This window comes from Flavobacterium sp. ENC, from assembly GCF_020991415.1.
Lineage (GTDB): Bacteria > Bacteroidota > Bacteroidia > Flavobacteriales > Flavobacteriaceae > Flavobacterium.
In genome coordinates this window covers 40,795-65,975 of record NZ_JAJMOY010000013.1, presented here as the reverse complement: position 1 = coordinate 65,975, position 25,181 = coordinate 40,795, and the positions used below count along the sequence as shown (strand labels likewise).

Sequence of the window (25,181 nt, the reverse complement as noted above, 5' to 3'; positions counted from 1 at the left end):
TAACGTAGGCTTAATTTAACGCAAACGGAGCACACATTCTGAAGGTAGGAACAATCACTTTGAATGTTTTTGTAGAGGTGAAATTAATCATATTAAAATAACCTTTCATAGCCCCATAAGGAGATGATAATAAACAACCGGAACTGTACGTATGGTTTTCTCCTGGTTTTAAAACAGGCTTTTTACCAATAACACCTTCTCCGTCAACCACTTCAATGTCATTTAGGGAATCAAAAATTTCCCAGTGGCGGGACGTCAGCTGAACAGAATCTTTACTGTGATTTTCGATTGTGATGACGTAACTAAAGGCAAAGTGAATCTTGTAGTTTTTGAAGTAAGTACCTTCAAAACTAGTTAAAACAGATATTTTTATGCCTCGTGTTATCTGAGAAACCATACTAACGTAGTATATATGTGTGTGTTATAGTTGCAAACTTACGAAAAAAAATCCTTTGACCGAAATCCTTTAACAATGTTTTTAATTGGTGATATTGACAGAGTTAGCATTTCCTTTTCCGATAACTCTTTCATAACGATCAGAACTTTGTTTGTAATAAACCAATATGATGTATTCATTTTCGGTTTGGTAGAAGTTTCCGTCAATTGCATTTTCGTAATCAATAACTCCTTTTTTATCCGCAATGCGATATTCAAAATTGGTAAAACCCTGTTTGATCATAACGGCTTTTTCATACACCCCTTTGTCGGCATTGTAGTCCATTTTGTATTCGGGGGTTAAATTGTAATTGTTGAACATTCCTGTGATGTAAATGTCTTTGTCTAATCGGAAAGCCGGTGCAGAAAGCGTAAAATAAACCCAGGCATAATCAGCTTCGATCTGGTTATTGGATGCGTTTATGTTTTTTACCACAAAGTTTCCGTTTACATCCTGATTCAAAGTATAGATCTGACTGGCCCTTGCCTGATTGGTGTACAAATAAGAATTGTAAATGTCACTGTTAGAACCCACCTTGCCCACATTATTGCTTGCAGAACGAATGTCTTTATTCTCAAAATAAAGGAACTCATTTCCAGCCCAAAATTGTGTTTCTTTATCATACTTGTAAACCAATTGATTGCCAATTGTGTACTGTGGTACAATGTTTTTAATGCTTGTGTTAAAATCACCATTTTGCAGCAAAAGCACTTTTACATTTTGTAAAGGTGTCTGAAAAACAATGTCATTGGAGAGTATCGAAAAATCAAGATTCTGCTTATAATCGATATTGCTGAGGTTTCTTGTTCTTTTTACCTGCACAGCTACAGTGGAATGCTCTTCGTATAAAATAAATTTTCTCGAAAAAACAACTTCTCTGTCCTCATTAAGAATCTTAAGCATATAATTTCCTGAAATTCTCAATTGACTGGTAAACTGGTTGGGGAAAGGAAGCCGGTAATGCGAATAAATCTGAAGCGTATTGAAGGAATTGGAATAGTCTGTAATTCTTTGATTATCAAATCCACGGATATAATCCGTTTTCGGAATATCGGTTGGTTTCCAATTGTAATCGCAATGCGTGATATCAAAATAATAATTGGCTTCACTGCCAAATAAGTCATCAAATTGTAATTCAAAAGTAGCCCCTAATTCAAATATAGGAATAACATTTGCACCATTCTGCACAAAGGAAACCGTTTTGATATTATAGGGAGGCGGAACCTCGTTTTGTACTTCCTGCGCACTCACCGAAGTAAAAATGAAAAACAAAAGCAGGTTCTGAAACAAAAATTTTGACATCTTATTTAGGTTGTAAGATTGTAAATATAACAATTTATCTAACGAAAAATAGGACATTTTATTGGTTTTAAGAAGCAATTTGTTAAGAACTTAAAATGTATTCCAGATTAACTTCGATTTCGTCATTGATATAACTTTCTTCCAAAAGTGAATCTGATAACAGTTTTTTGTTTTCCTGCAGCTTGATTATTTTTTCTTCTACCGTATTTTTCGAAATAAAACGGACCACATTTACTTTGTTTAATTGTCCAATTCGATGTGCCCTTCCAACCCCTTGTTTTTCAGCAAAAGGATTCCACCACGGATCTAAGAACAAAACATAAGAAGCTTTGGTAATATTCAGTCCGACACCACCTGCTTTAAGGGATATAAAAAACAGCAAAGGATCTTCCTTCTCCTTAAACAGATTTACCTGGCGTTCTCTTTCACTGGCAGGAGTTGCGCCTGTAATTTCGCAAAATGCTATCTTATTCTCTTTACACCAATTCGTGTAAAAACTCAAATTGGTAACAAAAGAACTGAAAATGATCGTTTTTTGCCTCTCTTGTACCAAAGTTTCCAGGTAATTGGTCACCGCAAGATATTTTCCGGAATCGATTTCGGAATCCTGATCGATCATTTTTGGATGATTGCTCAGTTGTCTTAATTTCATCAGTGTGTTGATGATGCTGATTTTGTCAGCGCTGGATCCATCTGTTTTCAGTAAAAAATTCCGGGCCTTTGATTTTTCTTTTTCATATAATTTTTCCTGTTCAGGATCCATATCGCAATAATAAATCTGTTCTGACAGTTCGGGCAAGTCTTTTAAAACCTGTTCTTTTGTTCTTCTTAAAATATAAGGCTGAATCAGCGTCTTTAATTCAGACAAACTATTTTCGTCCTGCTTTTTCTCAATCGGGATTTTAAAATTTTCTGCAAAAAAGGTATAGCTGCCCAGAATATCCGGGTTTATAAATTGCATTTGCGACCATAAGTCGTCCAGTGAGTTTTCGATAGGGGTACCGCTGAGTGCCATTTTATGAGCCGTATTTATTTTAGTAATCGCTTTAAAAATTTTAGAATTTTTATTTTTGATGTACTGGCTTTCATCCAGAATTAAATAACGGAAATTATATTTTTCTAAAATTGAAATATCACGATGTACAATATTATAACTGGTGAAAATTAAATCAGATTTCTCTAATCTGCTCACCAATAATTTTCTGTCATTACCCACATATTGCATTTTTGAAAAATGCGGTGTAAATTTCAAAGCTTCGTTATACCAGTTAAAAACCAGTGAAGAAGGTAAGACAATCAGGGCTTTCAAAGGTTCTCTTTCAATGACCGTTTCGTTTTGGAACAAATCAAAATTCGTGGTTTTGGTGGTAAATCCCAACTGTTCCTGTACAGCAACGAGGACTGCTAAAGTTTGTAATGTTTTCCCAAGTCCCATATCGTCAGCCAGACAAGCGCCTAAATTCGAATTAAAATGACTCAGGAGCCATTTTACTCCTTCAATCTGGTAAGGTCGTAAAGTTGCTTTTAGCAAATCAGAAGAGGTGTATTCTGCTTTCTGAATTACATCGTTTTTGATTTCCGGAATCATATCCAAAGCAGTAAAATTACTTTTGCGTAAAAGAAGATTTCCGTCCTCTGTTTTAGCCAGTTTTGCGAGGGAGCTATATTTGCTGAGCCATTCGGAAGGAATCAGAAAATAGCTTCCGTCAGGCAGTAAAAAGAGCCTTTCCCTGCTTTTTATATTGGGAATGATTTCACTGAAGCTGATCGTAAAAGTCCCAATGGTAATGATTATTTTAATGTCAAACCAGTCTTCTTTTGTCTCCTCTTTTGAAGCTGAAATAGTGTGGTTTTGTGTACTGATTTCCCTGCTTTCCAGTTTTAAATTCCGGATAGTAAAGCCTAAATTTTCCAGTTCTTCTTTGTGGTTAATAATGAATTGGATATTAAGGTACGGATCCGGATTTTCCACATCCAGATTCAATCCGAATAACTCATTTTTGATTTTTACTAAACCAATTTCAAGTAATTTGTCTGTATATAAAACTTCATCATGACTGCGTTTGAACTGAATTATTTTCGGTTCATTGGCAATACTGAAGTCAACAAACGAATGTGTTTTCTTTGTTTTGCCGGCATCAAACAAATAGCCGTTATAATCAAAATAAAGGTTGAGGTAATAACAGTTTTTGAAAAAATCATAAACAGGCTGAATCGAGCAGGAAATGATTTGATCACGATGCTCGATTTCGAAACCATTGGCTTCGATGTCTATTTTTTTGGCGATTTGGGGGATGAAGTTCTTAAAATAATCATCCACTAATTTTGAAGGTATCTCGATGGATTCCTTCTTTAGAAAAGGGGAAAGCTTTTTAGCATTAAGTTCTTTTAACTGTCCTAATTTTTTATCGATGATTAACCAGCCCGGCTCATCCAGCAGTATATCGACACTGCTGTTTAGAGGCGAAAAAGTGGTTTCGTTTTCTTTTAAAGATAACGTATATGTAATTCCTTCAGCGTGTTTGTCAAACTGAATCCTTGGTTCAAAACAAATCGGATTTACAGCAACTCTGGAGCGGTAAAAATCCTTTTCGGCTCCCATGTTAAGAGATAGCGGAAATTGCTCCTGTACAATTAAGGTATAAAATGAATCTAAATTTATTTTTAAATGCTGTCGAATGGCAAAATCAATTTTGGAATCTTTTTGCAGGTCAGCAATTGTTTTTGCCGATTTGATTTTTACACTGAATTTTTTGAAAATAAATTCAGGCTTTAAAGCTTCACAAACCGTTAGTATTTTTTTTGTATTGGAATCTAAATTTTCAAAAACGATTCCAAAACTTTCCAGCACATTCGTGCTTGCTTTTTTGTTTAAATACTTAATTTCACTGGTATTTTCAACAATGTAAGCTGTTGGAATATGAGTATTCAGATTTTTGTCAAAACTGATGTCAAAACAAAACTGAAATGATTTTGTAAGATCCAGGGTCACGGTTTAATTCTGTTGGAATTTGGGAAAATATTTTTTTACCATATAAGTGATGTAAGGAATTATAAATTTTTGCTTCAGGCTTAAATAAACTTACATGACTTATATGGTTTTAAAAAAAGTCAGATAGTTTAGTTCTCCGGTTTAAAGCAAAGCGGAATAATTTCCCCTTTTGCCAGACAATATTTTTCTACCAGTTCGGGTGCAATTTTATTGGTATAATCTTCTTCGATTACGATAAACCCAATAGTTCTTAATTTGTCAAAATAATCGCGGCCGTACACGCGAACGTGATCGTATTGCCCGAAAATGGCAGCACGTTCTTTTTGATCTGTAATAGAATCATCAGCAAAAGTAGTTGCTCTTGATAAATCCTGAGGAATCTGAAGGATGGCCATTCCCCCCGGTTTTAGCACACGATACAGTTCCTGCATGGCTTTGGTATCATCGGGAATGTGTTCCAATACGTGATTGCATAAAATCACATCGTATTCGTTATCCTTAAAAGGTAAATTGCAAATATCTGCTTTTACATCTGCAAGAGGCGAAAGTAAATCAGTCGTTGTGTAGTCAAGATTTTTCTGCTTGCGGAATCTTTTATAAAAAGCCTGTTCCGGAGCAAAATGGAGCACTTTCTTAGGGGCCGTAAAAAAATCAGTCTGGTCGTTTAAGTACAGCCAGAGCAAACGGTGTCTTTCTAACGAAAGTGTGCTCGGCGAAAGTACATTCGGACGCTGTTTGCCATATCCGTAAGGCAAAAACATCCTGAAACTTTTTCCGTCAATCGGATCAGTGTATTTATTTCCTTTTAACGATAGCGCCAAAATCGGACGCGCCACGTAACTCAAACGAATTAATAATGGGCGTGGTATTGTGTTAAGTACTAGTTTGAAAAGTTTCTTCATGGGACGTTTCACAGAGTTTCACAAAGTTAGCACAGAGCTTCACAAAGTGTTTATAAATCTTTTTATATTGTTTTTTAAAATTTTTGAGTCAAAATTAATAAGCAGGCCTAACGGATAATTACCAAGCTTTAAATAGGTTAAAATTTGGGCAAAATGTACATCTGTAAATGCTTCTACTGTTTTTAATTCAATAACTATCTTGTCTTCGATCAGTAAATCAATCCTGTATCCATGATCGAGTTTTATATCTTTATAAATTATAGGTAATGCTTTTTGTTTTTCAACAAGCAAACCGGAATTTACAATTTCATAATACAGGCATTCCTGGTAAGCGGATTCTAATAAACCGGGACCTAGCTGTTTATGTACTTCAATTGCTAAACCAATAATTTTATAGCTAATTGCATCTATTTCTTCACGGGATTCGGTGTTCTCTTCATACATTTTAAAAGCTTATAAATAAATAATTTTGCGAATCTTGGCGTATATCTTTGTGAATCTCTGCGGAATAACTATAGTACTAAAGGCACTTTTCTAAATTCATCTTCTTCAGTACTTTCGATCCCTAAAGCTTTATAGATGTAATAGAAAGTCGATAAAATTTCCGGTTTTCCGTCAATCAGGGCAACGTCGTGTTCGAAATGGGCGCTTGGTTTTCCGTCGGCAGTCAGGATTGTCCAGCCGTCTTTTAGTTGTTTGATGTTTCTGGTTCCCATGTTGATCATCGGTTCGATAGCAACAACCATTCCTTCCACGAAAAGTTTTCCGCGTCCACGTTTTCCGTAGTTTGGCATTTCCGGCTCTTCGTGCATTTTCTGCCCTAAACCATGACCTACCAATTCACGTACAACTCCGTAACCATGGGATTCCGTATATTTTTGAATCGCATTTCCAACATCTTCTACGCGATTTCCGGCTTTAAATTCCCTGATACCAACGTATAGTGATTCTTTGGTAATTTGTAAAAGCTTTTTAGTTTCCGGAGCAACCTCTCCAATTTCAAAACTATAGGCGTGATCTCCGTGATAGCCATTTTTATAAGCACCGCAATCTACAGAGATAACATCACCGCTTTTTAAAGGTGTGTTGTTAGGGATTCCGTGTACAACCTGTGCATTCGGACTCATACAAAGTGAATTCGGGAAATCATATAAACCTAAAAAACTAGGTGTTGCACCGTGATCACGAATGAATTCTTCGGCTAATTTGTCAAGATATAATGTGGTAACGCCTTCTTTGATTTCAGAGGCAATCATTCCTAATGTTTTAGATACGATTAAGGCACTTTCGCGCATTAATTCAATTTCTTCACGTGATTTTACAATAATCATAATTTCGGATTTTCAGTTCGCAAAAGTACAATTTTAATATAAATTTTTCGTCACGAATTTCACGAATTAGTGCGAATTGAATATTAATAGAAAAATTGAATTTCAGGAATTGCATTGCATTCAAAATTTACACCTAAGATAATTAGTAAAATTCTTGGCAAACCTTTGTAATTCTCATTGAATTGATGAAAACTCAAAGCCTTTTCGGCTTTCTATTTGACAGAAAAAACGTAAATTAGTAGTAAAAACGTTTATAATCATGAAAACTACTACAGATCAGGATATATCAAAAGTCAGAGCTTTAAGGAAAATGAAGCAAAATGCTTTGGCACTTTTAGGTGTTGCAGTTCTTTTGTTTGTCGTCGCAATTTATTTTAAAATTCCAATCTTACAGGCTTTTAGTGAAGCGGCAATGGTAGGCGGAATTGCAGATTGGTTTGCTGTCGTGGCCTTATTTCGCCATCCGCTGGGGATTCCCATTTGGCATACGGCTATCATTCCAACCAAAAAGAATGAGATTGGGGAGAATCTGGGCAATTTTGTTTCGGAAGAATTCCTGAACCGTGAAAAATTAGAAATTAAACTCGAAGAATTCAACTTTGCCACCAAAGCTTCCGATTGGCTTTCGCAGGAAGAACATGCCGGTAAAATTGCCGATTTGGTTGTCATAAACATCATCCCCGGTGTTCTGAAAACGATCAAAGATGAAGACGTCAAAAGATTTATCCAGGTACAATTTGCTGCAAAACTACAATCTATAAATTTTGGAAACTGGGTTGCACTGGCTTTAGAGCCTTTACAGAAAGGAAATGTAAAAGACCAGCTGCTGACCAATCTGCTGGAAGTAATGAGCGGAGAATTGAGTAATAATAAAGATCTTATTCGAAAAAAAGTAAAAGAATCAACGCCTTTTTTGAGTTTCGGTTTAGCGGATAAAAGTATTTCAGAAGGTATTTTTAACGGATTGCAGGAGTTTCTGGATGAAGCTAAAAATCCTGAAAGTGACATTAGGATTAAAATAGATGAATACGTTTATAATTTTCTGGATAAAGTCAAAAATTCGGAAGAGATGAGAGTGAAAATCAATAATATGATTCTTGATTTTGCAGGAAAAAAAGAAGTTCAGGATTATATTAACGGAATTTGGGATGAGATTAAGTTGTCCATCACAAATGATTTGGAGAAAGGGGATGAGTCTTCCATTAAAAATAATATTTCCGGTTTGATTCAGAGTTTTGGAAACGGACTGAGAGAAGATGCCGTGATGATTGACAAGATCAATAATTTCATCAAAAACGATTTGTTGTCGGTTCTTTTGAATAACAAAAAAGTAATCGGCGACCTGATCTCCTCGACAGTGAAAAGCTGGGACGGAAAAGAAGTTTCGGAAAAATTAGAATTGGAAATAGGAAAAGATCTTCAGTATATAAGAATCAACGGTACGCTAGTGGGAGGATTAATCGGTATCGTCATTTATAGTGTAGAATGGATGTATCACTATTTTTTGGTTTAATAACTTTATTCTAAAACACGAATGTCAGGCTGAGCGGAGTCGAAGCCCTTTCTGTGTTACAGGCCTTCAACTTCGCTCTGGGCAAGATAAAAAACAAAAAAGAGACAAATCATAAGACTTGTCTCTTTTTTTATACTTCAAAAAGTGTTTTTACAATAGCGAATGACAAGTCATAGCAGCTGGTTGCTGAACACCCATTAACTCTAAAATAGTTGGAGCAATGTCTCCTAAAACACCGTCGTTGATGTTTTTCAGCTGTTTGTCAACCAAAATAATTGGCACCGGATTTGTGGTGTGTGCGGTATTTGGACTTCCGTCAGGATTAATCATTGTTTCGCAATTTCCGTGATCGGCAATAACAATTGTAGTATAATCATTGGCCAAAGCAGCTTCGATAACTCCTTTTACACAGGCATCAACAGCTTCACAAGCCAGAATTGCAGCGCTCATAATTCCGGTATGTCCCACCATATCACCGTTAGCGAAATTCAGGCAGACAAAATCTACCTCGCCTTTATTTAATTCAGGAACAAGTGCATCTTTAAGCTCGTAAGCACTCATTTCAGGCTGTAAATCATAAGTCGCTACTTTTGGAGAGTTTCTTAAAATTCTGGATTCGCCTTCAAAAGGAGTTTCTCGTCCTCCCGAAAAGAAAAAGGTCACGTGTGGATATTTTTCTGTTTCGGCAATACGAATCTGTTTTTTGCCCGCTTTCTCTAAAACTTCACCCAGCGTCTCGGTAATATTGTCTTTATTGTAAACCACCTTTACGTTTTGGTACGTTTCATCGTAGTTGGTAAGCGTAACATAATACAAGTTTATTTTGTGCATGTTTTGCTCGTGAAAGTCTTGTTGCGATAAAGCTTCTGTTAGTTCTCGTCCCCTGTCGGTTCTGAAATTGAAGAAAATGACAACATCACCTTCGATAATAGTTGCCAGCGGCTGTTCCTGCTCATCAACCATCACAATTGGTTCAATGAATTCATCCGTTACGTGGTTGGCATAACTGTCCAGAATACTTGCAACCGCATTATGAGACGGGGTTCCTTTAGCATTTACCAGCAAATCATAGGCTAGTTTTACACGTTCCCATCGCTTGTCACGATCCATCGAATAATAACGACCGATGATGGAGGCGATTTTTACCGGAGTATCTTTAATATAATCTTCTAAGTCATGAATGTATTTTGCTCCCGATTTCGGGTCAACATCACGACCATCTGTAAAAGCATGAACAAAAACATTTTGTAAACCATATTCCTGTGAAGCATCAATTAAGCCGCGCAGGTGGGACGTATGGGAGTGAACACCTCCATCTGAAACTAATCCTAAAAAATGTACTTTTTTATTGTTTTCCTTAGCATAAGTAAAAGCGTCAACAAGAACCTGTTCTTTGGCAAGTGTCTGGTGTGCTACCGCTAAATTTATTTTGGCTAAATCCTGGTATACAATTCTTCCTGCTCCAAGATTCATATGACCTACTTCACTGTTTCCCATTTGTCCTTCAGGTAAACCGACGTTCAAACCATCAGTTCTAAGTTGGGCACTGGGATAATTTCGGTAAAGACTGTTTATAAAAGGAACATTTGCATTGTCTATTGCAGATACTTTAGGGTCAGGAGATTTTCCCCAACCGTCTAAAATCATAAGGATTACTTTCTTGTTCATTATTTTTTGTTTTCTACAAAGATAAACCATTTATAAAATGCAGCGTTAAGCTCAGGTTACAATTGTATTTTATAAAATGAACTGTATTTAAAAATACTAATTTAATTATAGAAGTCTTTATTTTTTAAAATTAATTCAGGCTAAGCTCTGTTTCTAATCTTATTTTTAACAGCATTATAGTCAATAAAATATTTGACACTTACAGAAAAAATGTGTTTTAGCGCATCATTATTCAGTAAATTGGTAACGCTCGATTTGAATTCCTTATCAATAACACGTTCAAAATTAGAAGCGTTATTTCGATAGAGAACAGAAAGCTGACTTCCCGGAGCAAACCACCACGAATAAGATAAATCGGTATTCCACGAATAAAAACTTGAATTTTTATTGGTGGTGTATTGCGAATATGGGGTTAAGGTTCCGTCAGATTCCAGTTGCAGAATGTCTTTGTTCTCCGCATAAGACCAATATTGGCGAACAGACAGATTTAGTGTCATGGTACTGTTTAAAGCATATTTCCCTCCTAACATATTAGAGTAGGTAATTACGTTTCTGTTGGCAAAAACAATAGCATCCGGTGTGTTTTCATTGTCATCATTGTCAAAACTGTCAATGTATCCTTTATTGTTGTTTTTCCTGAAAAAGCTAAAAGTATACGTTAAGAGAAGCTTGTCGCTGAAACGATATCTCGGACCAATGTCAAAACCATAATCCATTCGTTCGTTTTCATCAAAAACGGTGATAGAAGGATTTAAATCCAGGGCGAATTTGTGGTTGTAATTGGTAGAAATACTTCCCCATGTTTCTATTTTTGCCGGAATAATGACGTACCTGTTATCAGCCCTTGGTTCGTAATAATCATTTCCTTTTGTATAAACGGTTATTCCCGTTCCATAATAATTGTTTTTAACGGTTGTCAGGTTAAGATTGACGTTTATGTCGCTTTCCTGAACTTTTCCGGATTCTTTATTAAACTCAGCATACATATTGTAATTGAGTTTAAAACTATTGAAAAGCTTTGTCGGGTTTAAAATCCTGTAATTGGCATTTCCGTAAAAGTTGTAATAATTGGTGTAGAAATTAATTCCCAGATCGTTTGGATCAAAGTTTTTAGTAACAAAATCCGTTCCTACGCTATAGCGGTATTTTCCGCTTGTTTCTGCAAATCCAATGGTGGAATAAAGTCCCTTTGTGTCTTCAGTATCATTGATTGTGCTGAACTTGACGTTTCCGGATAGATTATAAGTATTTGCTTTTGTATTTAAATCCCAGGCCAGACCGGAGACATTCGAATCCCTGAAATGACCATTTCGCGTCACATTGGTATTGATAAAGGTTACCGAAGAGTTTTTACGAAATCGCTGATCGAGTACCAGAACATTATAATTCATTAAAGGTTCTACGATAGCTTTTCTGGTTTCGCCTGTTATGGTATCTTTTATCGTCGCAAATGTTTTTTCTGTTACGGCATTTAAAATCCCGACTCCAAGTCCTTTTTTGGTTCTTCCGGAAACTTTCAAAGCATTAATAAGATTTACACTTTGCGGATTTTCAATTATTTCTTCATTATCCTTTAAATCCGGTTCAACAGAAGGTTTGCCGCCAATCCTTCTTGAATAAAACATCTTTCCTTTATTAAAAAGGTCTGTTCCTTCGGTAAAAAAAGCTCTGTTTTCGTTGAATTGTTGTTCAAACGGCCCCAGATTTAAAATCTGATCATCGTATTTTGCCTGTCCAAAATCAGGAATCAGGATGGCGTCAAGCGTAAAAGCATCATTAATACCGTATTTGATATCCATTCCGCCTTTCATAGTGCCATACGTTTTCTGGCCATCAGCAGCATTCAGATAATAGGAAGCATAAGGCATAAGAAACAACCTGGTAGGAGGTTTGATGTTTTCAATTCCTTCGAGATTCCCGTTTTGTTGTGTAAAAGTGCCAATTTTGGTATCAATTAAGCTCCATGTATATTTTTTTCGTTCCCTTTTTATTTCCCTGAAAAAATTAATCCCCCAGGTCTGTTTGTTCTCTTCTGAAAAACGCAAAGCCGCGTATGGAATTTTTATTTCCACCGTCCATCCTGTAGCTGTCAGTACTGCTTTACTGATCCAGATAGCATCCCATGAGTAATCTTCACCATTGGCATCTGTCATGATGCAGTCTCCCTGTACATCGGCAGCAGATACAAAAAATTCAAAGTTTTGCTGACCGTCATTAAAACCGTTTATAAAAACGCCAAAAATATCTGCCGTTCCAAAATTGTCCCTTTGTGAAATTTCTTTTAATATTTTGGCAGGTTCATCGTCGTACATAACGGCACCAATATAAAGGGCGTCATTATTATATAAAACTTTTACTTCCGTTCTTCTTCCCTCGGGAATTGGTTTTCCGTTGTCTGGGTCAAACATCACAAAATCTGAAGCTATAGCCGCATTTTTCCATTCCGGTTCCTCTAATTTTCCATCTATTGAAACACTTTGCGAAATTTGCTGTGCCTGCAAAGTTTTCTTTTGGCTGTAAGAGCACAATGAAGAAAGAAAAAGGGTAAAAAGGACTAAATTTTTCATGAGGTTTTAAAACGTAATTTTTGAGATAAAAGACTGTCGGACTAATAGACAATCTTTTTTCATAATTGTTACACTTTAATCTAGAGTATTATCAGAAAACAAATTTATACTATTTTCAGAAAAAGTTATAGAATTTAAATGTTGATTTTAATTTTTGTAAGTAAATATCTTGTAAAAAATAGTTTTTTCTGCTTTTTTGCTAATTTTTTGTTTCAGAATTGTTAAAGTTTAAACAAAAATGCACTGATTTACAGACTTTTATTTTGTCCCCTGCATTTTTTTTATACTTTTGCCTTACCCAAATTTATTATTAACCTAAAGGAATTCAATGATTTACAAAATTTATCCATTATTGGTGTTTTTACTATTGTCTTTTGGTAAAGATTCAAAAAACACAATCGAATTAAAAAAGGTAACTACAAAGAGTATTGCTAAGGTTGAAAAACTGGCAATCGACAGTAAAATTGAAAGTGTGTACAGCACATTGAAAACCAACAATTTTTCGTTACCGGAACTTAGGACTTTCTCTGAAGCTTTAAAAGGTTTTTACTTATTGAAAGAGAAAGGTGTTGTTCAGAAAGATATTTTAACATTAATTGATTTTAGTTTATCATCAAACACCAAACGTCTTTGGGTGATTGATCTTACTACTAATACAATTTTGTTTCAGTCTCTGGTTGCTCACGGAAGAAATACGGGAGAAGAATTTGCTTCAACATTTTCAAATTTAAATTCATCTTTCAAAAGCAGCTTGGGCTTTTATGCCACTGGTGAGATTTATCAGGGAAAACATGGTGCTTCATTGCGTTTAGATGGTTTGGAAAGAGGCGTTAATGACAATGCACGCGAAAGAGGTGTAGTTGTTCATGGTGCTGATTATGTATCGGAATCTTTTATCAATAATAATAAAAGATTAGGAAGAAGTCAGGGATGTCCCGCTCTTCCTGTTGAATTGACGAATAAGATTATTGAAGTAATCAAAAATAAATCATGTTTGTATATCTACCATCCCTCAAGAAGTTTCGCGATGGAAGAAAAGCTAATTTCTTAGTTTAGCATACAAATCCGAATCTAAATTATAAATATCAGCTCTGAAAATGAGCTGATTTTTTTTGCTCCATGCGGTCCAGTACCATTGGTATAAGGCATATTTTTTTCTGATTTTAATATTGACGGTTTTTTTAGTCTCAATAATAGAGTCAATTTTTTCCTTCGACCAGCTTACTGACTGATCTGAAGAATCTAAAATATGCTGTGCCAGTTCCAACGGATTTTCGATACGCACACATCCGGAACTTAACGAACGGTTGCTTCTTTCGAAATAATTCCGATGATTGGTATCATGCAGGTACACGCTGTGGTGGTTCGGGAACAATATTTTCATTAACCCTAATGAATTGTTATAACCCGGACTTTGTACATAGCGGTATTTACCGGGATTCTTTTCATTCCAAGCGGACGGTTCTACCACATTTCCGGAGCTGTCATATATAGTAATGTTCTTTTTAGCCAGATAGTTTCGGTTGCGTTTCATTGCAGGAACCACGTCTTCCTTTAAGATTGTAGGAGGAACCGTCCAGGTGGGGTTAAAAACTACTGTTTTAAGCTTAGAGGTTATAACCGGTGTTCTTCTTTTACTGGTTCCAACGACTACGTTTCGGACCAGGGTAGTGTCTTTGCTTTCCACAACATTTAAACTGTAGTCCGGAATGTTGATAATAAAATAATTTTCGGCAAATTCATTATTATACCATCTCCAGCGTTCTAAATTGGCAATGATTTGTTCCTTTCTTTTGGTTTTCGAAAAATTTAAAGCACTTATGGTTCCTGCCCCAATTACCCCATCAGCAGCTAAACCGTGTCTTTCCTGAAATTTTTTGATCGCCTCGAAAGTTTTCTGGTCGTAAATTTTGGTCAGGCTGTCACTTCTTCCCGACATGTCTTTCCAGAATAAAAGCCTTTTTTTGATGTTTACTACAGCAGGATTAGTATCATGTAACGTTATTTTCTCTGCAGATTGTATAGTTCCGATTTTATCCTCCGGATAAGTATTAATGATTTTAAGGGCTTTCAATAATTGCTTGTAAGTGTCTGCTTTAGACTGGAAATTATCCACAATACTGTCCAGTTTGTTTTTATTGAATGCTTTTATCAGCGCGTTGTTTATATCAAAAGTTTTCTCTGCCAGATCCCAGTTGCCATATAATTTTTTTGGGTCTAATTTCCCTTTGTACAAATGGGTGAGGTATAATTCAAAATTATAAGTTAGCAATATGTCATACGTCACTAAATCAGAATCGCTGAGTAAACCAATTCGTTTTTCCAGTTTTTCCAGTTTATCTATTTTGTAATCGCCTGGATTTAAACCTAGTTCGTCTGATTTTTTTAACAAAGATAAAATGTAAGTTCTTTTCTTAAGATTTCCCCACACCGTTTTGTTGTCAGAAGAATTATAAAATTGTTTGAGTGTCTCGCTTTTAAAAGCGTTAATTTTTGCAGTATCGATTTGAACTGTTCTTTCATCAGTGAGTATGATTGCAGGCTGGCTTTTTTTTACAGGGATAGCTTTTGGCTTGTCGTCTTTACAGCCGATCAGAATGCATAATACCAATAAAAGAGAAAGTTTCTTCATGTTATAATTTTTTAAGCATTAAATAATGTTCGCCAAAATCTTTGATCTCAGATGCTTCGCGAACGGTTTTGTAATTTAGTTCTGGTAAAATTCAACAGCAGCTGCTCTGGCGTTAATGCTAATCAGTTCCATATTTTTTTTCAGGCAATATTTTTTGCAATGTTTTACCAGAGCTTTGTCAATTCCTTTTTTTCTGATGTTGCTCTAAAACCGTCATTCCGCGAATCTGAGACTGACTTTTTTCGGCAAAGGTAGTGTTGATTCTGAGTATAACGAAATAATTCCTATTAAATCATTGTCAAAAAACAGGCCAAATGATGTGTGGTTTTTAAATCGTCAATCTCAAAGGTGCAACTTTCTGTCGGTTTTCCTTTTCTTAAAACGGGATGGTGTACAAGATAAGTTTCTTTTGAAGGTATTTCTCTACTGATATTCATGTTTTGTTGAAATAAAATAAATATATAACTTTTTAATTTTAAATGCGTTATGGAAAATTGTGATTTTTAATTGATTTTTTTTGAAAAAAAGCTTGTTTTGAACTTAACTTATTTTTTATATTTGCACCAGTAATGTTTTTTATATTTGCACCAGTAATGCGAAAGTAGCTCAGTTGGTAGAGCTCCAGCCTTCCAAGCTGGTTGTCGCGAGTTCGAGCCTCGTCTTTCGCTCTAAAAACCGAAGCTTAATTGTTTCGGTTTTTTTATCAAAGTTAAATAATTATTGATTTTTATTTTTTTAAATGATTTAATTGTTTACATTTGCACCCTGTTAATGCGAAAGTAGCTCAGTTGGTAGAGCTCCAGCCTTCCAAGCTGGTTGTCGCGAGTTCGAGCCTCGTCTTTCGCTCTTTAAAATCCTCAAACAAATTGTTTGGGGATTTTTTTATGCTTTTTTTTAACCATATATGTGATGTAAGTTATTATAAGTTTTTGATCAACACTAAATGTTGTGGAAAACACAATAATACAAGTACTAATTATTTTTACCGCAAAGAACGCAAAATTTTTATCTGAGAATGCCTTAAAATAATGCAAAGTTCGCAAAGCTAAATTGCTATAATCAGTACAGCTATAGGGATTTTTAGCTTTGTTTATAAAAGCTACGAGTAAAAAGCGTGGCATTCCTTTTTTCTTAAAGTTCTTTTGGATGATTGAGCTCTTTGGTATTCTTGCTTAAATGAACTTACATCACTTATATGGTTTGAAAAGTTAGTTCAGATTGCTCAGGTCGCTTTCTGTTTCTAATTCCTCAGGTGTTTCATTCTGTTTAAAAAGCCTTGCTTGTAATGTGCCTTTTAAAGTTATTTTATTTCCTTTTACGTCCAGCCAGCTTCCTTCCCGTAATCCTAAAACCGGAATGGAATTGAAAGCGTGAAATTCTTTAATTCTCGTTTCACGGGTTTCTCCCATATGTTTGGATTGTGCTTCGGGATCTAAATAATGTGGATTTAGATTGAAGGGAATTAATCCTAAAGTCTGAAAACTGGGAGGGTAAACAATAGGCATGTCATTGGTGGTTTGCATTGATAAACCACAAATATTGCTTCCGGCGCTGGTTCCTAAATAAGGCGTCCCGCTCTTTACTGTTTCAGAAAGAACCTGCATGATGTTTTGTTGGTATAATTGTGTCACCAGCAGAAAAGTATTTCCGCCTCCTGTAAAAATACCTTCCGCATTTTTTACAGCGTTTTCCGGATTTTCAAATTCATGAATCCCTTTTACGGAAATATCGATTGATGCAAATGCGGCGGCTACTTTTTCAGTGTATGCATCATGTGTTATTCCGCCTGGTCTCGCGAACGGAATAAATAAAATGCTTTTGCAGTTGGAGAAATGTTGTTTTAATGTAGGTAATAAATATTCTAAATAACTGCCTCCGTGAAGTGTAGAAGTGCTGGCGATGATAATGCTTTTCATAAAATTTTAACTCATATTGATGCTGCTAAAGATATTAAAAACTCCTTTTTCATATTGGAATTCCAAACTTTAATTAACATATTTTTACCAAGCCGTTAGTATTAAATTTGGAAGACATTAAGATATTTTTACACTTTTAAGAATAAATCTAATTTTTTTTATTTTGAGCGATAAGTTTTTATGTCTTTTTATTATTGTTTTGGGCCAGACTGTATGGGGGCAAAATCAGGAACGCATCATTATTAACGGAAAGATAGCGTCTAACACCTATGATCTGGAAGGTGTTTATGTGGTAAATGCTGAAACAGAAAACATGGTTACAACGAATGCAGACGGAACCTTTTCGATCAAGGCTAAAGCAGGCGACACACTTGTCTTTTCTTCTATACAATTTAAAGAAAACAGAACTTTACTGACAGCGGAAAATTTTTCGGATCTCAATTTTACTGTAAAATTAAATCCGGTAATTCATCAGCTGCAGGAGGTAATTGTTCGGAATTATAATAATATCAATGCAGTTTCGTTAGGGATTATTCCGCAAGGGCAGAAATCCTATACAGAAGCCGAAAGGAAATTACATACCGCTACTGCCCTGAATCCAACAGCAAATGCCGGAACTATGGCCGGAGGATCAATTTCGGCAGACCCTTTGCTGAATTTTCTTTCAGGCAGGACCGCAATGTTAAAAAAAGAAGTGGCAGTAGAGAAGAAAGAATTTTTTATGAAACTTCTGGAAAGTATGTTTAGTCTTGACCATTTTGTAAACAGACTTTCAATTCCTGCCGAATATGTAAAAGGATTTGAGTACTACGCTGTTGATAATGATAAATTTACGGTTGTATTGAATACTAAAAATAAAACATCAACTGAATTTTTGCTGGGAGAATTAGCGGTGAAATATAAAGAAATACTTGCCATTGAAAACAAATAATATTTTACTGACCCTGTTTTTATTAATTGCCGAAATTAGTTTTGGCCAGTCGTCTGTATCAAAAGAAATCCAGGGGCAGGTTATGGAACAGTCTGTAACAGTTGAAGGCGTCAACATTATTAATAATACCACTCAGGTTTCAACAGTTTCAGACAAAGAGGGTAAATTTTCGATTATTGTCAAAGAAGGTGATGTACTGATTTTTTCAGCTGTTAATTTAGATCCGGTTAAACGGCGAATTACTGCAGAAGATGTCAACGGGACTTTGCTTTTGATTAAGATGACGGCAAACGAAGTGGAGTTAAAAGAAGTAATTGTAAACGAAAATGCCAATATTACCGCTGAAAATTTAGGGGTTATTCCGTATGGGCAAAAAAAATATACGCCGGCTGAAAGAAAAGTGTATACCGCAACTTCAACTTCGGTAGATAACTTGCTGAATGCTATTTCGGGTCGGACTACTATGTTGAAAAAAGAAGTTAATGTAGGGAAAAGAGAAGCTCTTTTCAGAAAAATAGAATATCTTTTTGAAGAAGATTATTATACGAATCGTTTGAGAATTCCGTTGGCTGATATAAAAGGATTTCAATTATATTGTGTGGATGATGCTGAATTTGCTGTATCTTTGAATACAAAGAACAAAACAATGAGCATGTTTTTGATCACCGAACTAGCCAGAAAATACTTAATAATTCTAGAAAATGAAAAATAAATTAGGAATACTTATCGCGTGCTTATTTTGTCAAATCGTTTTAGGTCAGAGCAATTCAAGAAAATCATTACACGGTCAGGTACTAAATGACTTCCTTGCTATAGAGAGTGGTTACGTAATGAATATCAATGCGAATGTCAGAACGTTTATCGGGGCTGGCGGATTGTTTGATATTATGGCGAAACCAAAAGATACGCTTTTGTTTTCGGGTTTGGCTTTTCAGTCCAAAAAAATAGTTTTAACGGAAAAAGACTGCTCTCAGGTACTTTTTTCAGTAAAGCTTGACTTAGTTAATAATCAGTTGAAAGAAGTTGTCGTTCATAAGGATTTAAAAGTAAAATCACTGGATGGAGGGTCTCAGAAATTTGTAGACATGCAATTTGAAGATGATAGGCAGTCTACAGCGAAAAATACAGTGATGTACTCCGATCAGACCATTAAATACGGAACTGATTTTGTGCGTATTTTTAAGGATGTAAAAAAGTTGCTTCGTAAAAAAGAGGATGTACAGGAAGATGTGATTTCAGATATTGCATTTGCAGAATATGCAAAAGATAATTTCACCCCTGATTTTTTCAGTAAAACATTAGACTTAAAACCGGACGAAATTGAGCTTTTCTTAATGTATTGCTCCAACGATGCCGAATCAAAAAAATATTTAAAACCGGATGATAAATTCCAGTTGATGGATTTCATGGTCAATAAAAATAAAGAGTTTAAAAAAGCTACTATTATTCAAAAATGAAAAATAAATTAGTTTATCCGTTAATCGGGATCTTATTTTTATCACTTTCGGCATTTACCTTTCATAAGTTTTATATGGGTGTTTTTCAGGTCAATTATGTGACCGGGAAAAAGATGATCCAGATTACTTCCCGTATTTTTGTTGATGATCTGAATAACGGAATGGAAAAAAAGTACCATAAAAAAACCTTCATTGGTACAGAAAGGGAAACCCCTGCAGATATTGAGTTACTAAAAAAATACCTTGCCGATAATTTTTCGGTAAAGACAGACGGTCAGTTAAAACCCATTACTTTCCTGTCTAAAGAAGTAGAAGCAGGTGATGTTTTAGTTTGTTATTCGCGCATAAAAGACATCGATAAATTCAAAACAATCGAAATTTCGAACTCTGTTTTAGTGGATTGGAACGGTGAGCAGCAAAATATTACACATGTTTCAGCATTTGGAATAAAAAAGAGTGTTCTTTTTACAGAATCTTCAAGGAAAGAAGTGTTAAAGTATTAATTGATAGGTAGAATTATCATATTAATTGTTATTTTCACAACCTCAAAAAAAACCAAAAGCATTTATGAAGAAGCTTTCTTTATTCTTACTTTTCCCTGCTATGATGATAGCTCAGGAGAAGTCAGCGCCTGTTGCCCCAAAACAACAAGGTAAATATGATACGAACAAATTTAGCCAGATGTATGATTTACTGGCCACGCCCAATATGTTTCGTACAGCATCCGGTGCACCAGGACCTGCTTATTATCAACAACAGGCAGATTACAAAATTGATATTGAATTAGATGATAAGAATTCAAAATTAACGGGTTCTGAAGTTATTACCTACTCCAATAATTCTCCGGATAGTTTAGAGTACTTATGGATTCAGTTGGATCAGAATCAGGCCAAAGCAAATACTCAGACTTCTTTGGCTGAAAGCGAAAAAATAAATCAGGTTTTAGCGCTTGACGGGTTTTCCGGCAAATATCTGAAGAAAGATTTAGAGCGTGGTTTTAACATCGAACAGGTTAAAGATGCCAAAGGGAATCCAATGTCCTATACCATCAATGAAACCATGATGCGTATTAACCTGGCGACTCCTTTAAAACCGGGTGAGAAAATTGCACTGGCTATAAAATGGTGGTACAACATCAATAATTACAGAAAAGAAGGCGGACGTTCCGGTTATGAATTATTTGAAAAAGACGGAAATAAATTATACGTAATTGCGCAGTTCTATCCAAGAATGGCTGTTTATAACGATGTTGAGGGATGGCAAAATATGCAATTCTGGGGAAGCGGGGAGTTTGCGCTGCCTTTCGGAAATTTTGATGTAAACATTACAGTCCCTGCGGATCACGTGATTGATGCAACCGGAGAGTTAACCAACAGAGCTGAAGTTTTTACAGCAGAACAGGTAAAACGTTACGAACAGGCTCAAAAATCATTTGATAAACCAGTGGTAATTGTAACACAGGCGGAAGCTGAAGCAACAGAAAAAGGGTTTTCTGAGAAGAAAAAAACATGGAAATTCAGTGCTAAAAACGTACGTGATTTCGGAATTGCTTCTTCAAGAAAATTCATTTACGATGCAATGGCTGTTAAACTGGGTGGTAAAATAGTGATGGCAGAATCTGTTTATCCGAAAGAAGCAAATCCGCTTTGGGGAGAAACTTCAACGATGACGGTTGCTCATACATTAAAAAGTTATTCCTCACATACTTTCGACTATCCATATCCAAAAGCAGTTTCTGTTTCTGCAGAAGACCAGGGAATGGAATATCCGATGATTTGCTGGAATTTTGGACGTCCTGATGAAAATGGAGTGACCAGTAAAGAAGTTAAAAACGGAATGATTGGTGTTGTAATTCACGAAGTGGGTCACACCTTCTTTCCGATGATTGTAAATTCAGATGAACGTCAGTGGACCTGGATGGACGAAGGTTTAAATTCATTTTTAGAGTATTTGGCAGAACAGGAATTAGATCCGAATTTCCCGTCAAGACGTGGTCCTGCGAAAAATATTGTTCCTTACATGAGCGGCGATCAAAAGTTTTTAGAACCAATTATGTCAAATTCAGAAACCATTGCGCAGTTTGGTAATAACGCTTACGGAAAACCGGCTACAGGACTTAATATGTTAAGAGAAGTCATTATGGGAAGAGAACTGTTTGATTATGCGTTCAGAACCTATGCCAACAGATGGAAATTCAAGCATCCGACTCCTGAAGATTTCTTCAGAACGATGGAAGATGCTTCTGCAGTAGATTTAGACTGGTTTTTCAGAGGATGGTTTTATTCAACAGATTTTGTAGATATCGGAATCAAGGAAGTAAAGCAATATTATGTTTCCGATACTCCAACGGCTGATATTAAAGATGTGAAAGTTAGAAAAGGACGTTTCGGATTTGAAAAAGGACCATTTGTTTACTTAGTATCCGGAGATAATGCCGAAGTAAATACCGCTAAGAAAAAAGCGTTAAAAGTAGAAGATGTAAAACTATTGGCAGATTACATAGATCAGACTTTTACAGCAGAAGAAAAGGCAGGTTTGAAATCGCCTAAGTATTTTTACGAGGTAGAGTTTAACAAACCAGGCGGAATGATCATGCCAATTTTGGTAGAAATCACTTACGAAGATGGTTCTGTGCAAAACTTCCAGTATCCGGCACAAATCTGGAGAAAAAACAATGATACGGCTAAGAAAGTGTATGCAACTGAAAAAGCCATCAAAAGTATTCAGATCGATCCAAAATTAATGACTGCTGATATTGATGTCACCAATAATTCGTGGCCAAAAACAGAGCAGAAGTCAAAGTTTGATTAAAAATAAAAAGTTAACTACAGAGTTCACAAAGCGACTAAGGCGGTAATGGAAAAATTTCCTTTACACAACTTAAGATACCTTTGTGAACTTTGCGGTTAAAATAAATAGGACTTTGGTGTACTTTTAAGTAAATTTTAAAACTCTCAGCTGCAAAATTTAATATCTTTGTGGCACACAAAAATAAAAGATATGTTTGGTATAGGAGGAGGAGAACTAGTTTTTATACTGTTTATAGTACTAATGCTTTTTGGTTCAGACAAAGTGCCGGAAATTGCACGTACAATGGGTAAAGCGATGGCGCAACTTAAACATGCTACAAACGACATTAAAAGTGAAATTCAAAAAGGAGCAGAGGCAAATGGGCTGGATGCTAAATCTTTGACAGATATCACCGGAAATATCAATGCACAGATTAATGATGCAAAAACGAACTTATTAAGTGATACTACAAGTTTGTCCGGCAATCTGTTGGGCGATACCACTACAGAAATAAATAAAGTAAAAGAAGATATTGATTCTATCTCAGGACCAGTAAAACGCCAACTATAATGCTCGAAAAAATACAAGAATTAGATACGCGTCTCTTTGTTTATCTTAATGGTTTAGGTTCTGAAAATTACGATAAATTATGGCTGATCATTACCAATCAATTGTATTGGACGCCCTTTTTTTTATTCCTGTTTTTTCTTATTTATAAAAAAATAGGAGGAAAACAAACCTTGTATGTATTGCTTTTTATAGCCATTTTAATTGCTTTTACAGATCAGACAACTAATTTGTTTAAACATACTTTTGAGCGTTTGCGTCCCTGCAACAATCCTGAAATCAAATCCTTTATCCGAATCGTTCAGGTTAGAACATCCTTTAGTTTTTTCTCCGGTCATGCTGCCAATACAATGGCTGTTGCGACTTTTTTATACTTAGTTTTAAAACGCCATTTTAAATATTTGGGATTCCTGTTCCTGTGGCCGTTAATTTTTGCTTACAGCCGTATTTATCTGGGATTGCATTATCCGGGAGATATACTTACGGGATATTTCTTTGGAGTACTTTTTGGGTCTTTGATTTATCTGGTATATCGAAAACTAAAACCTCAATATTTTCCCGATAGTATTCTGGAAAAAAGCGTCTAAGTTAGCTTCAGGACAAAAGCGGGACAACTACAAGTCTTACTGTATCATTATCTTAAGAATAATTAATTTCGAATAAAATCTTTCTCACTCCAATCTAATCCGTTTGGCAGTTGCTGATTACTGAATTCAATATGAATGACACGTCTTCTTTCGTTATTGGTTGTTTTATTAGAAGCATGAAAAAGTAAAGGCTTCATAATCATAATGCCGCCTTTGTCAACTTCACAAATTGTTTCATTTTGAATCTCAAGATTTTCAACTCTGAAAATTCCTTTAGAATGTGAATTATTGATAACCTTTAAAGCACCATTTTCTTTTGTGGTTGTATCCAAATGAATTCTTATTGTAAAATTTTGTTCAAGAATTGCAGTAGGAGGCTGAACAGCAAACTGATTTTGTTTTACAGTCCAGTTTTCGAAATTTTCGATTTCAATTTTTTTATTGACAGAAATAGTCAAATCCTGATGATAGGCAACAAACCAATTTGATTTTTCAGGTTTGTCGAAATAGATTGATTTGGTTATAAAATATCCTTTTCCAAAAGTGTTTTCGATAATGTTTTTTAAGTTTTGATTAAAAATAAAATCTAAAGTATCGGGTATTTCTTTATGAAACTGCCTGATCGCAAATAAATCCTGAGATTTTCTAAAAGTTGTGTTTTCAGTTTTGTTTTCGGTAGCATTTTCAATTAGTGAAATGAGGTTTTCAATTTCACTTTCTGTAAAAACATGATCTATAATTGTAAAACCTTTGGTATTTATTTCTATGCTGTAATTCATTTTTGTTTTTTTACTGACTCCTGATTTAGTTTACGGAAAGGAAGTTTAGCGCAAGATTTGTCATTTTGGGAAAGGGAAATGACACAACTCAATGTTATAAAACCCTGCTCACCGTCAAACCATCACGGATAGGCAATAAAACCGTTTCAACTCTGGGGTCATTTTTCAAAAGTAAATTATATTCTAAAAGTACTTTTGTACTCACATCATTCGGATGTACCGGTTCCAGGATTTTACCGCTCCATAAAACATTATCAGAGAGAATAATTCCGCCCTTATTCATTTTCGGAACAATTAGTTCCCAATAGTTGAGGTAGTTTTCTTTGTCGGCATCAATGAAAACCAAATCAAATTTCAAATCCAGCGTCGGAATGATATCGACAGCTTCCCCCAAATGCTGAAAAATTTGATTTCCCCATGCAGATGCATCAAAATATTTACGCTGAAAGTCCACTAATTCTTCCTTGATGTCAATGGTGTGCAGTTGTCCATTTTCCTGCATTCCTTCACAAAGGCATAAAGCGGCATAACCGGTATATGTTCCAATTTCAAGAATGTTCACAGGGCGAATCAATTTAGATAACATGCTTAACACACGACCCTGAAAATGCCCGCTCAGCATCCTGGGTAAAAGGATTTTCTGATAGGTCTCCTTGTTTAATTTTGCCAGTAATTCCGGTTCGTTTTCAGAATGCTGTTCGATGTAGTCTTCTAATTCCTGCGATATAAAATGCATGTGATGATCTTCTAAATTTAAAACACAAAAATACAAAAAATATCGGGTAACTTTTGGGCATAAAAAAACCATTCG

General features: G+C 35.4%; 22 protein-coding genes and 2 tRNA genes. 11 read left to right on the top strand and 13 right to left on the bottom strand.

Annotation, left to right across the window (positions count from 1 at the left end; genetic code table 11):
• Nucleotides 1-10 precede the first annotated feature (10 nt).
• The 6 genes from apaG to map all read right to left on the bottom strand — a co-directional run bounded on the left by apaG (nt 11) and on the right by map (nt 6,963).
• Nucleotides 11-397, bottom strand: a complete 387-nt coding sequence (gene apaG, locus LPB89_RS21015; protein WP_230703580.1) for a Co2+/Mg2+ efflux protein ApaG — start codon at nt 395-397, stop codon at nt 11-13.
• A gap of 81 nt (nt 398-478) precedes the next feature.
• Nucleotides 479-1,738, bottom strand: a complete 1,260-nt coding sequence (locus tag LPB89_RS21010) for a DUF5103 domain-containing protein (RefSeq protein WP_230703579.1) — start codon at nt 1,736-1,738, stop codon at nt 479-481.
• An 82-nt stretch (nt 1,739-1,820) separates the two neighbouring features.
• Nucleotides 1,821-4,730, bottom strand: a complete 2,910-nt coding sequence (locus LPB89_RS21005) for a DEAD/DEAH box helicase (RefSeq protein ID WP_230703578.1) — start codon at nt 4,728-4,730, stop codon at nt 1,821-1,823.
• Between the two features lie 128 nt (nt 4,731-4,858).
• Entirely contained in the window at nt 4,859-5,632 is a 774-nt protein-coding gene (locus LPB89_RS21000) for a class I SAM-dependent methyltransferase (RefSeq protein ID WP_230703577.1), read from the bottom strand.
• Nucleotides 5,633-5,671: 39 nt separating this feature from the next.
• The gene (locus LPB89_RS20995) at nt 5,672-6,076 is read right to left on the bottom strand and encodes a GxxExxY protein (RefSeq protein ID WP_230703576.1); all 405 of its coding nucleotides are present in this window, start codon (nt 6,074-6,076) and stop codon (nt 5,672-5,674) included.
• Between the two features lie 68 nt (nt 6,077-6,144).
• Nucleotides 6,145-6,963: a type I methionyl aminopeptidase gene (gene map, locus LPB89_RS20990; RefSeq protein WP_230703575.1), complete on the bottom strand. Its 819-nt coding sequence runs from the start codon at nt 6,961-6,963 to the stop codon at nt 6,145-6,147.
• Between the two features lie 259 nt (nt 6,964-7,222).
• Between map and LPB89_RS20985 the strand changes: the two genes are divergently transcribed.
• The gene (locus LPB89_RS20985; protein WP_230703574.1) at nt 7,223-8,476 is read left to right on the top strand and encodes a DUF445 domain-containing protein; all 1,254 of its coding nucleotides are present in this window, start codon (nt 7,223-7,225) and stop codon (nt 8,474-8,476) included.
• Between the two features lie 150 nt (nt 8,477-8,626).
• Here LPB89_RS20985 and gpmI read toward each other — a convergent pair whose 3' ends face one another.
• Entirely contained in the window at nt 8,627-10,144 is a 1,518-nt protein-coding gene (gene gpmI, locus LPB89_RS20980; RefSeq protein WP_230703573.1) for a 2,3-bisphosphoglycerate-independent phosphoglycerate mutase, read from the bottom strand.
• Between the two features lie 140 nt (nt 10,145-10,284).
• Nucleotides 10,285-12,711: a DUF5916 domain-containing protein gene (locus LPB89_RS20975; RefSeq protein WP_230703572.1), complete on the bottom strand. Its 2,427-nt coding sequence runs from the start codon at nt 12,709-12,711 to the stop codon at nt 10,285-10,287.
• A gap of 328 nt (nt 12,712-13,039) precedes the next feature.
• Between LPB89_RS20975 and LPB89_RS20970 the strand changes: the two genes are divergently transcribed.
• Complete coding sequence (locus LPB89_RS20970; protein WP_230703571.1) at nt 13,040-13,762, top strand: murein L,D-transpeptidase catalytic domain family protein; 723 nt, start codon at nt 13,040-13,042, stop codon at nt 13,760-13,762.
• On the opposite strand, the gene LPB89_RS20965 is transcribed toward LPB89_RS20970, so the two are convergent.
• Together LPB89_RS20965 and LPB89_RS22050 are read right to left on the bottom strand one after the other, a co-directional pair.
• Nucleotides 13,751-15,343 carry a murein L,D-transpeptidase gene (locus tag LPB89_RS20965; protein ID WP_230703570.1) on the bottom strand — a complete coding sequence of 531 codons (1,593 nt, stop codon included), beginning with the start codon at nt 15,341-15,343 and terminating at the stop codon, nt 13,751-13,753. The two genes, LPB89_RS20970 and LPB89_RS20965, sit on opposite strands and share 12 nt — an antisense overlap.
• Nucleotides 15,344-15,418: 75 nt before the next feature.
• Entirely contained in the window at nt 15,419-15,541 is a 123-nt protein-coding gene (locus LPB89_RS22050; RefSeq protein ID WP_370635590.1) for a GNAT family N-acetyltransferase, read from the bottom strand.
• 397 nt (nt 15,542-15,938) lie between these two features.
• On the opposite strand from LPB89_RS22050, the gene LPB89_RS20960 reads away from it, so the two are divergent.
• Nucleotides 15,939-16,011, top strand: a tRNA-Gly gene (locus LPB89_RS20960).
• A gap of 105 nt (nt 16,012-16,116) precedes the next feature.
• Nucleotides 16,117-16,189, top strand: a tRNA-Gly gene (locus LPB89_RS20955).
• Nucleotides 16,190-16,551: 362 nt separating this feature from the next.
• Here the strand turns inward: LPB89_RS20955 and pepE are convergent.
• Nucleotides 16,552-17,259: a dipeptidase PepE gene (gene pepE, locus LPB89_RS20950; protein ID WP_230703569.1), complete on the bottom strand. Its 708-nt coding sequence runs from the start codon at nt 17,257-17,259 to the stop codon at nt 16,552-16,554.
• Between the two features lie 163 nt (nt 17,260-17,422).
• Here pepE and LPB89_RS20945 point away from each other — a divergent pair, with 163 nt between their 5' ends.
• The 7 genes from LPB89_RS20945 (at nt 17,423) to LPB89_RS20915 (ending at nt 23,591) form a co-directional block, all read left to right on the top strand.
• Complete coding sequence (locus LPB89_RS20945; RefSeq protein WP_230703568.1) at nt 17,423-18,190, top strand: carboxypeptidase-like regulatory domain-containing protein; 768 nt, start codon at nt 17,423-17,425, stop codon at nt 18,188-18,190.
• Nucleotides 18,177-18,902 (top strand): carboxypeptidase-like regulatory domain-containing protein, encoded by a 726-nt coding sequence (locus LPB89_RS20940; protein WP_230703567.1) that lies wholly within the window; start codon nt 18,177-18,179, stop codon nt 18,900-18,902. The genes LPB89_RS20945 and LPB89_RS20940 overlap by 14 nt, the downstream gene beginning before the upstream one ends.
• Nucleotides 18,892-19,647 carry a hypothetical protein gene (locus LPB89_RS20935; protein ID WP_230703566.1) on the top strand — a complete coding sequence of 252 codons (756 nt, stop codon included), beginning with the start codon at nt 18,892-18,894 and terminating at the stop codon, nt 19,645-19,647. Before LPB89_RS20940 ends, LPB89_RS20935 begins: the two co-directional genes overlap by 11 nt.
• Nucleotides 19,644-20,150, top strand: coding sequence for a DUF6702 family protein (locus LPB89_RS20930; protein WP_230703565.1), 507 nt, complete (start codon nt 19,644-19,646; stop codon nt 20,148-20,150). The genes LPB89_RS20935 and LPB89_RS20930 overlap by 4 nt, the downstream gene beginning before the upstream one ends.
• Nucleotides 20,151-20,214: 64 nt before the next feature.
• On the top strand, nt 20,215-22,458 hold the full coding sequence (locus tag LPB89_RS20925) for a M1 family metallopeptidase (RefSeq protein ID WP_230703564.1): 2,244 nt from the start codon (nt 20,215-20,217) through the stop codon (nt 22,456-22,458).
• A 189-nt stretch (nt 22,459-22,647) separates the two neighbouring features.
• On the top strand, nt 22,648-23,007 hold the full coding sequence (locus LPB89_RS20920) for a twin-arginine translocase TatA/TatE family subunit (RefSeq protein WP_127339364.1): 360 nt from the start codon (nt 22,648-22,650) through the stop codon (nt 23,005-23,007).
• Nucleotides 23,007-23,591 carry a phosphatase PAP2 family protein gene (locus tag LPB89_RS20915; RefSeq protein ID WP_230703563.1) on the top strand — a complete coding sequence of 195 codons (585 nt, stop codon included), beginning with the start codon at nt 23,007-23,009 and terminating at the stop codon, nt 23,589-23,591. Before LPB89_RS20920 ends, LPB89_RS20915 begins: the two co-directional genes overlap by 1 nt.
• 62 nt (nt 23,592-23,653) lie before the next feature.
• Here the strand turns inward: LPB89_RS20915 and LPB89_RS20910 are convergent, their stop codons facing one another.
• Nucleotides 23,654-24,370, bottom strand: coding sequence for a phytanoyl-CoA dioxygenase family protein (locus tag LPB89_RS20910; protein WP_230703562.1), 717 nt, complete (start codon nt 24,368-24,370; stop codon nt 23,654-23,656).
• 94 nt (nt 24,371-24,464) lie between these two features.
• Nucleotides 24,465-25,106, bottom strand: a complete 642-nt coding sequence (locus tag LPB89_RS20905) for an O-methyltransferase (RefSeq protein ID WP_230703561.1) — start codon at nt 25,104-25,106, stop codon at nt 24,465-24,467.
• Nucleotides 25,107-25,181 lie beyond the last annotated feature (75 nt).